The sequence below is a fragment of the Nocardia sp. NPDC004260 genome (assembly GCF_053603155.1).
The window spans coordinates 12,674-24,372 of record NZ_JBSGEZ010000046.1 but is presented as its reverse complement, the minus strand read 5'-3'; the positions used below and the strand labels follow the sequence as shown (position 1 = coordinate 24,372).

At 66.7% G+C, this 11,699-nt stretch carries 12 protein-coding genes; 10 read left to right on the top strand and 2 right to left on the bottom strand.

Going from position 1 to position 11,699, the window contains the following annotated elements; all coding sequences use genetic code 11:
* Positions 1 to 73: 73 nt before the first annotated feature.
* From ACWEO7_RS24790 to ACWEO7_RS24770, 5 genes are all read left to right on the top strand, one after another.
* Entirely contained in the window at positions 74 to 202 is a 129-nt protein-coding gene (locus tag ACWEO7_RS24790; protein ID WP_452426484.1) for a hypothetical protein, read from the top strand.
* 480 nt (positions 203 to 682) lie between these two features.
* On the top strand, positions 683 to 1,126 hold the full coding sequence (locus tag ACWEO7_RS24785) for a hypothetical protein (RefSeq protein ID WP_452426482.1): 444 nt from the start codon (positions 683 to 685) through the stop codon (positions 1,124 to 1,126).
* Positions 1,127 to 1,131: 5 nt separating this feature from the next.
* A complete protein-coding gene (locus ACWEO7_RS24780) occupies positions 1,132 to 1,266 on the top strand; it encodes a hypothetical protein (RefSeq protein WP_452426480.1) in 135 nt (44 codons plus the stop codon).
* Between the two features lie 251 nt (positions 1,267 to 1,517).
* Entirely contained in the window at positions 1,518 to 2,501 is a 984-nt protein-coding gene (gene nrdF / locus ACWEO7_RS24775) for a class 1b ribonucleoside-diphosphate reductase subunit beta (protein WP_452426478.1), read from the top strand.
* Between the two features lie 129 nt (positions 2,502 to 2,630).
* Positions 2,631 to 3,590, top strand: a complete 960-nt coding sequence (locus ACWEO7_RS24770; protein WP_452426476.1) for a hypothetical protein — start codon at positions 2,631 to 2,633, stop codon at positions 3,588 to 3,590.
* Positions 3,591 to 3,615: 25 nt separating this feature from the next.
* Here ACWEO7_RS24770 and mgtE read toward each other — a convergent pair whose 3' ends face one another.
* Complete coding sequence (gene mgtE, locus ACWEO7_RS24765; protein ID WP_452426474.1) at positions 3,616 to 4,980, bottom strand: magnesium transporter; 1,365 nt, start codon at positions 4,978 to 4,980, stop codon at positions 3,616 to 3,618.
* Positions 4,981 to 5,787: 807 nt separating this feature from the next.
* Between mgtE and ACWEO7_RS24760 the strand changes: the two genes are divergently transcribed.
* The 4 genes from ACWEO7_RS24760 to ACWEO7_RS24745 all read left to right on the top strand — a co-directional run bounded on the left by ACWEO7_RS24760 (position 5,788) and on the right by ACWEO7_RS24745 (position 9,728).
* Positions 5,788 to 6,870: an ABC transporter substrate-binding protein gene (locus tag ACWEO7_RS24760; protein WP_452426472.1), complete on the top strand. Its 1,083-nt coding sequence runs from the start codon at positions 5,788 to 5,790 to the stop codon at positions 6,868 to 6,870.
* Positions 6,867 to 7,727, top strand: a complete 861-nt coding sequence (locus ACWEO7_RS24755) for an ABC transporter ATP-binding protein (RefSeq protein WP_452426470.1) — start codon at positions 6,867 to 6,869, stop codon at positions 7,725 to 7,727. Before ACWEO7_RS24760 ends, ACWEO7_RS24755 begins: the two co-directional genes overlap by 4 nt.
* Complete coding sequence (locus tag ACWEO7_RS24750; RefSeq protein ID WP_452426468.1) at positions 7,720 to 8,610, top strand: ABC transporter permease; 891 nt, start codon at positions 7,720 to 7,722, stop codon at positions 8,608 to 8,610. The genes ACWEO7_RS24755 and ACWEO7_RS24750 overlap by 8 nt, the downstream gene beginning before the upstream one ends.
* A gap of 170 nt (positions 8,611 to 8,780) precedes the next feature.
* Positions 8,781 to 9,728, top strand: a complete 948-nt coding sequence (locus ACWEO7_RS24745; protein ID WP_397079573.1) for a TauD/TfdA dioxygenase family protein — start codon at positions 8,781 to 8,783, stop codon at positions 9,726 to 9,728.
* A 113-nt stretch (positions 9,729 to 9,841) separates the two neighbouring features.
* Here ACWEO7_RS24745 and ACWEO7_RS24740 read toward each other — a convergent pair whose 3' ends face one another.
* Complete coding sequence (locus ACWEO7_RS24740) at positions 9,842 to 10,390, bottom strand: hypothetical protein (RefSeq protein ID WP_452426466.1); 549 nt, start codon at positions 10,388 to 10,390, stop codon at positions 9,842 to 9,844.
* A gap of 189 nt (positions 10,391 to 10,579) precedes the next feature.
* On the opposite strand from ACWEO7_RS24740, the gene ACWEO7_RS24735 reads away from it, so the two are divergent.
* Positions 10,580 to 11,572, top strand: coding sequence for an LLM class F420-dependent oxidoreductase (locus tag ACWEO7_RS24735; RefSeq protein ID WP_450020436.1), 993 nt, complete (start codon positions 10,580 to 10,582; stop codon positions 11,570 to 11,572).
* The last annotated feature ends 127 nt before the right edge of the window (positions 11,573 to 11,699 follow it).

Sequence of the window (11,699 nt, the reverse complement as noted above, 5' to 3'; positions counted from 1 at the left end):
GCGAACGACGCGGCGAGGCGCACGAGCAAGGTGTTGTTCTGAGCGTGCCTCGGACTGGTAGGAGCGTCGGAAGATGCTGACCAAGTCCGGCATCACCGCCGATGTCCGGCTCACCGGCAACACCAGGAGCATCAGCTCCTCCGGATCGCTGGAGTTTCACCTGAAGATCCCAGCGGATGTCCAAGAGCGGACGTCACTGTAGATACGAGGCCCCCCGGACCTGCACGGATGGGGGTCGAAGTGTTGGCGGACCATCTCGCCGCTCTCCGCGAATGGGTGGCGACCCCAGAAACGTCCCGGAGCCGGGGTGGTCACTCCCCCGGTTCAGTTGACCCCCAACCCCGTAATTCGGATGAGGATTGATGCCGCGGTGGGTTTCAATTGGTGGCAGGAAGAGGACGCCCAACGGGGGACCAGCGTCCAAGACATCGTGGACCGCGCGCAGGCCGAGTGGAGGGCGAGCCAGCCGGGTCTGTCCGGATGGCCTCACGCAGCCCCACAGGGCCGGCTGAGCGTCGAAGAAGCCCACCTGACCATGCAGCAGCATCGAGGCTGCCGCGCCGCCGAGTGCCCGGGCAAGGCCTCGGCACGCCAAACGCTGATCCAGGCCGGACGCATGAAGCCGGGCACGTCAAGGGAGTACTGAGCGTCGTCGTCGCTCAGGCGGAAAAGGGGAATCCTGATGAAGAACATTGTATTTCGATTCGCGACCATCCTCGGCGCTGCGGGTGCTGTCGCTCTCACAGGTGCCGGGCCAGCGGCTGCCGCACCGACGTCGGTAGCAGCCAAGTCGTGTGACTTCACCACCTTCTTCCGCAAGCCGACCGTGTTGCATCCGGTCATCTACACCGACGTGAAAGTCTCCTGCGATGCGCCTCCGGAGTCGCACACGCTGGAGGTGAGCCTGGAGCATTTCCAGACCGGGCAGTGGGTGCGCTGGGCGATCCAGGTGGACTCCAAGATCCCTTCCCGCTCAGGACATGAGGTCCGTGTCAGCGCGGAGTGCGTGACCGGTGAGTGGAGGCACACGGTGCACGTGTATGGCAAGCTGCAAGGACGTCCGTTCGACTACACCGAAGTCGGCGACACCAAGAAGGTCTCGTCCGACGAATGCCCGAGAGGATGAGCCTGATGCCGACGTTCGACGGCAGGTACGCGGAGTACGAAGATCCGGGCCTCTGGCACCGGGTGAAGTTCTGGGGGCCGGTCCGCATCCAGAACGCGCTGTGGCGCTTGAAGCATCGGCTCCGGCGCAAGAACCCATAAACGCAAAAGGCCCCCGCGCTCGGAGGGGGTTTCTTCGTTACATCAGGTCAGCGCAGAACATCCACAGAATCCAGAAGCTGCCCGGCCCGGTCACCCTCTACGAGGAGCCGACCGACCCTGAGCACGGTTGGCGCTACGCGCTGATGCAGCTCACCGTCACCTAGATCACCGACTGACACACGAAACCCCTCCCTGGGACCTCTCCTGGGGAGGGGGCTTTGCGCTTTGACCTGGTGGGATAGGCTGACGTCATGCCGCCAGAGGACGTTACAACCAGAGCCATCGATCGGGTGTCGGCCATCAATTGGAATCGGGTTCCCGACGAAAAGGACGCCGAGGTCTGGGACCGGCTGACCGGTAACTTCTGGCTGCCGGAGAAGGTCCCGGTCTCCAACGACATTCCGTCGTGGAACACCCTGACCGCCGACGAGAAGCAACTGACCATGCGGGTCTTCACCGGCCTGACCCTGCTGGACACCATCCAGGGCACGGTCGGCGCGGTGAGCCTGATCCCGGACGCGCTCACCCCGCACGAAGAGGCGGTGCTCACCAACATCGCGTTCATGGAGTCGGTGCACGCCAAGAGCTACAGCTCGATCTTCTCCACGCTGTGCTCCACCCGCGAGATCGACGAGGCGTTCCGCTGGTCGGAGGAGAACCGCAACCTCCAGCGCAAGGCCGAGATCGTGCTGGAGTACTACCGGGGCGACGATCCGCTCAAGCGCAAGGTCGCCTCCACGCTGCTGGAGAGTTTCCTGTTCTACTCCGGCTTCTACCTGCCCATGCACTGGTCGTCGCGGGCCAAGCTCACCAACACCGCCGACATGATCCGGCTGATCATCCGGGACGAAGCGGTCCACGGTTACTACATCGGCTACAAGTACCAGAAGGGCCTGGAGCAGGTCACCCAGGCCGAGCGCGACGAGCTCAAGAACTACACCTTCGAGCTGCTGTTCGAGCTCTACGACAACGAGGTCGACTACACCCAGGACCTCTACGACGAGGTCGGCCTCACCGAGGACGTGAAGAAGTTCCTGCGCTACAACGCCAACAAGGCGCTGATGAACCTCGGCTACGAGGGCCTGTTCCCCAAGGACGAAACCGAGGTGAACCCGGCCATCCTCTCGGCGCTGTCCCCCAACGCCGACGAGAACCACGACTTCTTCTCCGGCTCGGGCTCGAGTTACGTCATCGGCAAGGCCGTCAACACCGAGGACGAAGACTGGGAGTTCTGAACCATCAGTTATGGTGTGGGACAACGGGGCCCGGCAGCGATGCCGGGCCCTTGCCTTGTCTCCGATCGCCGACCCGGCGGCGAAGACTCTGCGCCATAGCTGTATTTCGATCCAAGAGGGGGTTTCTCGATGTACCGACGACTGGCTCTGATCGCGGCGGTGCTGTTGACCGCTGCCGCGTGTCAGGACGACGGTCCGGCGGCGACTCCGCAGACCGGTGACGGATCCTTCTGGTCGAGCGTGCCGCAGACCGACGACCAGCGTCTGGAAGTGCTGCGCCGCATGCGCGCGATGGACACCTGCGCGTTGCTGCCACGAGCCGAACTGGCCGAAGTCGGGCAATTGCGCACCGTCGGCACCGACGGGCTGAACTCGTGCAGGGCCGAACTCGACAGCTCGGAACGCTACAAGGGAAAATCCGTCCACTGGACCATGGCGGGGCCGGCGCCGGAAGTGAAGAACGATCGGGGTACCACCGAGCGACTCGGCGACGTGACCATCACCTTGCTGGCGGACAAGGACACGCTGAGCGCCGAACAGGCCGGGCAACTCGTCCAGCGCTCCTGTTCGGCCACCGCACGCTTCCCCTCCTTCGCCGGGATCGGCCTGTCGGTGGACACGCCCGTGGGGGTCGAGCCGTGCCCGATCGCCAAGTCACTGATCACCACGGCGGTGTCCGAATGGAAGCGGGAGCCACGACAGGGCAGCGCGGCGGAGACGATCACCACCGTGCTGACCGGCGCCGACCCCTGCGCGGTGCTGCCGCGGCTCGGCGTCACGGCGGCCCCCGCGCAACAGCGGGTATCCAGCTGTACGTTCTCGTATCACGGCGACGAGATTCGTCTCGCGTACGAATACGGCGCGGAGTCGCTGGTCACCGCGGGCAGTCCGGCTTTCACCGTCGGCAACCGCACCGTCTACCGAGATGCCGCCGACGAACTGCGGTTCTACAACGTCGCGGTCGGACCGCCGCTCGCATCGGAGAACCGCGCTTCGCTCGGGCCGCGCCTACCCAACATCTCGCTCACCGGCAAAGCTGACGCGGCCCTCGAAGATGTTGTGCGCCAAGTACTCACGCTCTTTCCGTAGGGGGATCGTCGAGCACACCGCGCCCTCAGATGCCGAGGACCAGTTTGGCCGTCGTGAAGTAGATGATCAGACCGGTGGCGTCGACCAGGGTGGTGACCATCGGAGCGGAGACGACCGCGGGGTCGATGCGCAGCTTCTTGGCCAGCAGGGGCATGGTGCCGCCGATGGTGGCGGCCCAGCCGCAGATCAGGACCAGTGTGATCCCGACGACCAGAGCGATGCGCGGACCGACGAACAAGGCCCCGATCGCCAGGCCGACGGACGCCAGCAGTGACCCCAGCACCAGACCGACCCGGCATTCCCGCCAGATCACCCGAAACAGGTCCGACACCCGGACCTCGCCGACCGCCACCGCGCGCACGCAGGCGGTGGCGGCCTGCGCGCCCGCGTTGCCGCCCGCGCCGATCAGCAGCGGGATGAACAGCGCCAGATGCGCCGCCTGCTGCAAGGTGCCCTCGAAGAAGTCGGTCACGCTCACCGTGAGGGTCGCCGCGAACAGCAACAGCAGCAGCCACAGCGCGCGGTAGCGGGCCATCTGGAACACCCCGGCGGCCATGTAGTGGCCCTCCCACGGCGCGGATCCCGCCTGCAACGCGACGTCCTCGCTGTCGGCGGCCTCGATCACCTCGACCGCGTCATCGATGGTCAGCAGGCCGACCAGCCGGTCCTCGCTGTCCACGACCGGCAGGTTGATGTCGTTGGTCTCGCGCATCAAGCGGGCGGCCTTCTCCGCGGCGTCGGTGGCGCGCGCGAAGGCGGGCTCGGTGACGACCAGCTCCGACACCATCGTCTCCGGCTTGCTGAGCACCAGTTCGCGCAGCTCGACGATGCCGGTCAGCCGCCTGCCCACGTCCACGACGGGCAGCGTGTACACCGTCTCGGCGTTGCCGCCCTTGGCCCGCACCATGCCGAGCGCTTCGGCCACCGTGAGGTCGCGCGGCAGCGCCACCACCTCCGGCGTCATGTACTGCCCCGCGGACCCCTCCGGGTAGCCGAGCAGACTCGCGGTCATCCGCCGCTCGCGCGGGCTCAGCCCGGCCAGCGCCTTCTTGGCGACCTTGGCGGGCGCCTCGCGCAGCATTCGGGCGCGGTCGTCGGGCGCCATGCCCTCGACCAGGTCGCGGAAGCTCTGATCGCGCAGCCCCTGCAGGATCTGCTGCTGGTCCACCGGCTCGAGTTCCTCGAAGACGGCCAGCGCCAGGTCTTTGTCGAGCAGGCGGAACGCCATCCCGGCCCGCACGGCATCCATCCGGGCGAGTTGATCGGCGATGACGTGCGGCGGATGGTTGCCGAGCCAGTCCAGCGCGGCGTCCACGCGGCGGGTTTCGACGATGTCTTGGAGGGATTCGGACAGCGTCGGACGTACTTCGATGATGTCGGTTTGCGACATGAGAGGACCTCAGCACATGCGTGAGTGAACGGAGAGCTCGAAATTCACACCGCGGGCGCCGGCCCCTGCCGTCGCGACCTGACTAGGAATGCGAAGGGGCGGCGCCGCGCGGCCTTCGACTGGGAGGTTCGCTGCGCATCGCTATCCCACCTCCCTCTCGTCGCCGCCGCGGAACTCGGATATCCGCAGCGTTCGGATCAACATCTCACGGACACGAAAACGTCCTCGTGCAGCTTACATCGCTTCGGAGACGATGATCACCTTACGACAGGGTGTTGTGACCGAAGCCGCTTCACACCGGGGTCCGCGCGTCATACGAGACCTCCGCACCGGGAGACCGCTACGCGACTCGTCCGCAGCGCAAGGGACGACCGGAACCGGGGCGGTGCCCTACGGAAGCCGGGGCCGCACGGTATCGGCCGATGCGTTACCGCGCGCGTCAGCCTGACCTCTTCGTAGTCCATCGGCCGCCGTAAGACAGGGTTATACGCAGTCGGCGTCGAACTGTTGCTCCCATGCTTGGGAACCGGGACAGTGTTTGCCAGGCAAGTGCCGAAACATCGGCGCCCGCAGGCACCAGTACAGCTCACGAAAGTTTCGAAGTGTCGACAGCCACCGCCCTGATCCGCCGTCGCGCGGTCGACTTCATGCGCGTTCCGCACGGAATCTGTTGCCGCTGAGGCAACGCGGCCCTCGTTTCCGACCGGATCCCGCACGGTCGTCCACCGCCGCATCGCTCCCGCTGTGGTGTCTCCGGACGCCGAGCGTCGAATCGCACGGCGTCTTCTCGTCTTCGAAAGAACAACAATGCCTTTCCTCCCCTCGTCCCGGCGCGTCGCCCGCGCTCTCTCCGCCGCCGTAGCGGTGCTCACCGGGCTGTCCGTGCTCACCGGCTGCGGCGAGTCCGCACCGGCCAAGACCGCGGACGGCAAGACCGTGCTGCGCTACCAAGGCTCCACCGGGCAGGTGAGCCCCTTCGAATTGGCCGACGACCTAGGCTATTTCAGCAACGTCAGCCTGCATTGGGAAGGCGACACCACCAGTGGCCCCGCCAATATCCAGGCCGCGGTGACGAACCAAGTCGAGTTCGGCAGCGCGTTCAACGGCGCGGTGGTCAAGCTGATCGCGGGCGGCGCGAAGGTCACCTCCGTGCTCAGTTCCTATGGCGCGGACGAGCAGTCGTTCACCGGTTACTACGTGCGTGACGATTCCGGCATCAACTCACCGCGCGATCTGATCGGCAAGAAGGTCGCAGTCAACACCCTCGGTGCGCACCACGAATTCATCACCAGGGAGTGGCTGCATCAGCAAGGCCTGACCGAGGACGAGCTCGAGCAGGTGCAACTGATCGTCGTGCCGCCGGCCAACACCGAGGACGCGCTGCGCAAGGGACAGGTCGACGTCGCGGCCTTGGGTAGCGTCTTCCGGGACACCGCCGTCCGGCGCGGCGGCATCCACCCGCTCTACACCGACAAAGCCATCTTCGGCACGTTCGACTACGGCACCTATGTCTTCCGCAACGACTACATCGCCAAGAATCCCGAAGCGGTGGAGGACTTCGTGCAGGGCACCGCACGCGCGATCCGCTGGCTCCAGGTGACGCCCCGCGAGCAGGTGCGCGAGCGGTTCACCCAGATCATCAACAAGCGCGGCCGCAACGAGAACACCAACCTGGTGCCGTACTGGCTCAGCTCCGGAATCCCGGTGCCGGGCGCGGTGGTCGCGGACAAGGAACTGCAGATCTGGATCGACTGGCTGGTGCGCAACGGCGAACTGCCGAACGGCAAGTTGAAGGCAGCGGATCTGTTCACCAACAAGTTCAACCCCTACGCCAACGGCAAGTACAAGCCGGAGGCCGGGCCGACCGGAGAGGTGGTGGCCGCGAAATGACCACGACAGCGACGAAACTGTCGCTCACCGGAGTGAGCAAGCAGTTCGCGGTGCGCGGCTCGCACGAGCGATTCACCGCGCTCGACGACATCTCGCTGGAACTGCGCGAGGGCGAATTCCTGGTGCTGGTCGGCCCGAGTGGTTCGGGCAAGTCCACGCTGCTGGATCTGCTGGGCGGGCTGAGCAAGCCCAGCTCCGGTGAGATCCTGCTGGACGGCAAGCCGATCACCGGCCCCGGCCTGGATCGCGGCGTCGTCTTCCAGCAGTACGCGCTGCTGCCCTGGCGGACGGCCCGGTCCAACATCGAATTCGGACTGGAGGCCAAGGGTTTACGCCGCAAGGCGCGCCGCGAACTCGCCGAGCACTATCTGGAGCTGGTCGGGCTCGCCGGTTTCGGCGACCGCTACCCGCACGAGCTGTCCGGCGGCATGAAACAGCGCGTCGCGATCGCGCGCAGTCTCGCGTTCGATCCCGAGGTGCTGCTGATGGACGAGCCGTTCGCCGCGCTCGACGCGCAGACCCGGGAGTCGTTGCAGGACGAACTGTTGCGCATCTGGCGGGCCACCGGCAAGACCGTCCTGTTCATCACCCACGGCATCGATGAGGCGGTGTACCTGGGCCAGCGGGTGGCGGTGCTGACCTCACGACCCGGGCGGATCAAGGCCATCGTCGACGTCGAGATCGACCGGGACACCGACGACGACATCCGCTCCTCCGAACGCTTCCGGGATTACCGCCACGAGATCTGGACGCTGCTGCACAGCGAGGTCCAGCGGGCCGCGAGCCTGGAACTGAAGTCCTTGTCCGACCACACGGCCGATGTCGAATCCACCATCGAGAGGACGGCCAATGTCTAGTGCCATTCAGCTGAGCGATCGTCCGGTACGGGGGAGCGCGGCCGCGCCGGCCCGGCCTGCCCCGGTGCGCAGGGCCGAGACCGCGCCCTCGGTCGGAACGCAAGCCATCCGCGCGGTGAGCCGGTTGGCCTGGCGGGTGTTCAAACCGACCGTCGTCATCGCCCTGTTCCTGCTGCTGTGGCAGCTCGCCCCGACCCTCGGCCTGGTGGACGAGGTATTCCTGCCGCCGTTCTCGGTGGTCGCCCAGGCGTTCGCCGACCTGGTGGCGAGCGGGGAGATGTGGACCCACATCTCCGCGAGCCTGAACCGTTCGCTGGCCGGGTACTCGCTCGCGTTGGTGGCCGGTATTCCGGTGGGCATCGCGATCGCCTGGTACAAGCCGGTCGCGGACTTCCTGAACCCGATTCTCGAACTGTTCCGCAACACCGCGGCGCTGGCGTTGCTGCCGGTGTTCCTGCTGATCCTGGGCATCGGCGAGACCTCGAAGGTCGCCATCGTCGTCTACGCGAGTTTCTTCCCGATTCTGTTGAACACCATCACCGGCGTGCGCACCGTCGATCCGCTGCTCGTCAAATCGGCCGCCTCTCTCGGTTTCTCGCCGTTGCGGCTGTTCCAGAAGGTCATCCTGCCCGCGGCGCTGCCGTCGATCTTCACCGGCCTGCGGATGGCCGCCGCCAGCTCGATCCTCGTGCTGCTGGCCGCCGAGATGTTCGGAGCCAGGGCCGGTCTCGGCTATCTGATCACCGCCGCGCAGCAGAACTTCGCGATTCCGAACATGTACGCGGGCATCCTCGCCATCTCGCTGCTCGGCCTCGCCTTCAACGGCCTGCTGGTCGCCCTGGAACGCCGCCTGTCGCGGTGGCGCGCACCGGCCAACGCCTGATAACCATGGCCGCCCGCCCCGCGCTCGGAAGGCAGTCGTCGTGCAGGCGCTGACCAAACGTCGCGTCGTCGACTTCATGCGCGTCTGCGGCAGCGCTTGTCGCCTTGCCGCAGACCCCGCATCTCCGGTTGCCGCCGGCCCGACCCTCTGATCCGAAATGAGTTCTTCCGATGACCGCTGTACACGAATCCCCCGTCTCGACCGCTACCGATGGCGCGGTGCACGTCGCTCCCGTCGCCGGGCACATCGGCGCCGAGATCTCCGGCGTCGATCTCCGTGAGTCGCTGACCGACCAGCAGGTCGCGGCCATCACCGACGCGCTGCACACCTACAAGGTGCTGTTCTTCCGCGATCAGCACATCGATCACGCCCAGCAGATCGCCTTCTCCCGCCGCTTCGGCGCGGTCACGCCGTCGCACCCATACGACGACGACGCGCCGACGGAGTACCCGGAGATCCTCGCGGTCGACAGCCGGTTGTACGAGAAGCGGTTCGGTGTGCGCAAGCACAGCTACACCAACCACTGGCACACCGATGTCTCCGCGCTGATCAACCCGCCCGCGGCCTCCATCCTGCGCGCCGAGATCGCCCCGGAGCGCGGCGGCGACACCGGCTGGACGAACCTCGTCGCCGCCTACGAGAACCTGCCCGAGTCGCTCAAGCGCTTCGCCGAAGGGCTGCGCGCCGAGCACCGCTTCGGCGGCAACAGGCCGGCCTGGAACTCCGACAGCGACTACGCGAAGAAGGTCGCGGCCGCACCGCTGGTCACCGAGCACCCGGTCGTCCGGGTGCACCCGGTCACCGGTGAGCGGGCGCTGTTCGTCAACCCCGGCTTCACCACCCGCATCGTCGGGCTCACCCCGAACCAGAGCGACGCGGTGTTGAAGCTGCTGTTCGACGAGGTCACCCACCCCGCCTACACGGTCCGCTTCCGCTGGCAGAAGGGCAGCATCGCGTTCTGGGACAACCGGGTCACCGCGCACCTCGCCCCGAGCGATCTGGACCACCTCGATGTCACCCGGGTGCTGTACCGCACCACCCTCGAGGGCGACATCCCGGTCGGCGTCGACGGTGAGCCGTCGAAGTCCGTCGCCGGAGAGAAGTTCACCGGCGCGTAGGGAACAAACACGCGATCGGCCGGGCGCGCGAGCTCCCGGCCGATTTCGTGCGGTCACAGCACGCGAGCCGAAGCACTCGAACCGGAAACCGGCTCCCGGCCCCGCGCACCGGACTACAGCTGCGCCTGCGGAAACCCATCCGTCGTCTCCAGCACGGTCCGCTCCGCGTCCTCCCAGGTCGGGACGTGCCGCACCCACTCGGGGACCGGCTCCGACTGCGCGCCGAACAGCAATCGGTGCGGCACTACGTCACGCAGCGCACGGTGAACGTCGACGCGATCGTCGATCATGTGCGTGATGCCGAGTTCGGCGCAGTGCACCGCCTTGTCCGCCCGGGCACGGCAGAAGCGCACGTTCTCCCGTGCGATCCCGGTGCGGTCGTAGAAGTCGTGGTGGTCGAGCCACTGGCGGGTGCGCTGCTCGATCCGCGGGCCACATTTGGAAATCACCCAGGCGCGCCCCTCGAACCGTCGGACCAGGCGCGGCAATACCTCGAAAGCGCCCGCGCTGGGCGGCGTGCGCAGCGCCTCCTCGAGCCCGCCGGAGAGAAACACCGTGTCCTCGTCCCCGGGCGCTAGAGCGGCCCCCTGGATGACCCGGCCGAAATCGACGCCGAGCCGAGGCTGCGTTGCTTTGTTCCGATGTCTTCTTTCCTCGTTCATACGTTTCCAGCGTGCGACATTCGCCCGCCTACCGCCAGCGAATTCTGCTGGTGCAGCCTTCCGGAAACCCCGCGTGAATTCGATGCGTCGAGCGCCGAACGGTTGCCAGCGCGCGGCGCACTGGTAACAGTGAGATAGAGGCCGCGGCGCTCGCCGCGGCCGTCTCGGGTACACACGAAGGAGATATTCGTGCGCTTCGGCATCTTCGTCCCACAGGGTTGGCGGCTCGATCTGGTGGGCATCGACCCGGCGGACCACTGGGGGGTGATGCGAGACCTCGCCCAGCGCGCCGACGCGAACCCGGTGTGGGAATCGCTGTGGGTGTACGACCACTTCCACACCGTTCCGGTGCCCACCGAGGAGGCGACGCACGAAGCGTGGTCGCTGATGTCGGCGTTCGCCGCGACCACCTCGCGTATCCGCCTGGGCCAGATGTGTACCGCGATCAGCTACCGCAACCCGGCCTACCTGGCCAAGGTGGCCGCGACGGTCGACCTGATCTCCGGCGGACGCGTCGAGATGGGCATCGGCGGTGGCTGGTACGAACACGAGTGGCGCGCCTACGGCTACGGATTCCCGTCCGCCGGCGAACGGCTGGGCCGCCTCGACGAAGGCGTGCAGATCTTCCGGCAGGCGTGGACCACCGGTTCGGCCACCCTCGACGGCAAGTACTACCAGGTGGACGGCGCGATCGTGCGCCCGCTCCCCCTCCAGGAGGGCGGGATTCCGCTGTGGATCGCTGGTGGAGGCGAGAAGAAGACGCTGCGCATCGCGGCGAAATACGCCCAGTACACCAACTTCAGCGGCAATCCCGACGAGTTCACCCACAAGTCCGAGGTGCTGCGCGCGCACTGCGCCGACGTCGGCACCGACTTCGACGCGATCGTCCGCAGCTCCAACTTCAATGTCGTCATCGGCTCCACGCAGGCCGAAGTAGAGGATCGCCTGGAGGCGCTGAAAGCCCGCCTGACGCCCGTCATCGGCGCCGACGCGGCCAAGTCCTACTTCGAGCAGCTGTACAACAGCGGCGCCGCCACCGGCACCCCCGAGCAGATCGCCGAGAACCTGCGCCGGGTCCGGGACCTCGGCCTCGGCTACGCCATCTTCAACTTCCCCGAAGCCGCCTACGACACCTCCGGCATCGAACTCTTCGAACGCGAAGTGCTCCCGGCCCTGAGCTGACCACGCCGGGCAGGACTCACGAGCAACCGAGCCTCCGTGATTCCTGCCCCCGGAGAAGGCCCACAGTGGGCCGACGCCCTACGACCCGGCCGAACCCTTAATAGCTCGATCTCACCACGTACGCTCC

Bases quoted from the DNA above. Each gene is read 5' to 3' on its own strand.
- ACWEO7_RS24790 (WP_452426484.1), top strand. From the start codon at position 74: ATGCTGACCAAGTCCGGCATCACCGCCGATGTCCGGCTCACCGGCAAC.
- ACWEO7_RS24785 (WP_452426482.1), top strand. From the start codon at position 683: ATGAAGAACATTGTATTTCGATTCGCGACCATCCTCGGCGCTGCGGGT.
- ACWEO7_RS24780 (WP_452426480.1), top strand. From the start codon at position 1,132: ATGCCGACGTTCGACGGCAGGTACGCGGAGTACGAAGATCCGGGCCTC.
- nrdF (WP_452426478.1), top strand. From the start codon at position 1,518: ATGCCGCCAGAGGACGTTACAACCAGAGCCATCGATCGGGTGTCGGCC.
- ACWEO7_RS24770 (WP_452426476.1), top strand. From the start codon at position 2,631: ATGTACCGACGACTGGCTCTGATCGCGGCGGTGCTGTTGACCGCTGCC.
- mgtE (WP_452426474.1), bottom strand. From the start codon at position 4,980: ATGTCGCAAACCGACATCATCGAAGTACGTCCGACGCTGTCCGAATCC.
- ACWEO7_RS24760 (WP_452426472.1), top strand. From the start codon at position 5,788: ATGCCTTTCCTCCCCTCGTCCCGGCGCGTCGCCCGCGCTCTCTCCGCC.
- ACWEO7_RS24755 (WP_452426470.1), top strand. From the start codon at position 6,867: ATGACCACGACAGCGACGAAACTGTCGCTCACCGGAGTGAGCAAGCAG.
- ACWEO7_RS24750 (WP_452426468.1), top strand. From the start codon at position 7,720: ATGTCTAGTGCCATTCAGCTGAGCGATCGTCCGGTACGGGGGAGCGCG.
- ACWEO7_RS24745 (WP_397079573.1), top strand. From the start codon at position 8,781: ATGACCGCTGTACACGAATCCCCCGTCTCGACCGCTACCGATGGCGCG.
- ACWEO7_RS24740 (WP_452426466.1), bottom strand. From the start codon at position 10,390: ATGAACGAGGAAAGAAGACATCGGAACAAAGCAACGCAGCCTCGGCTC.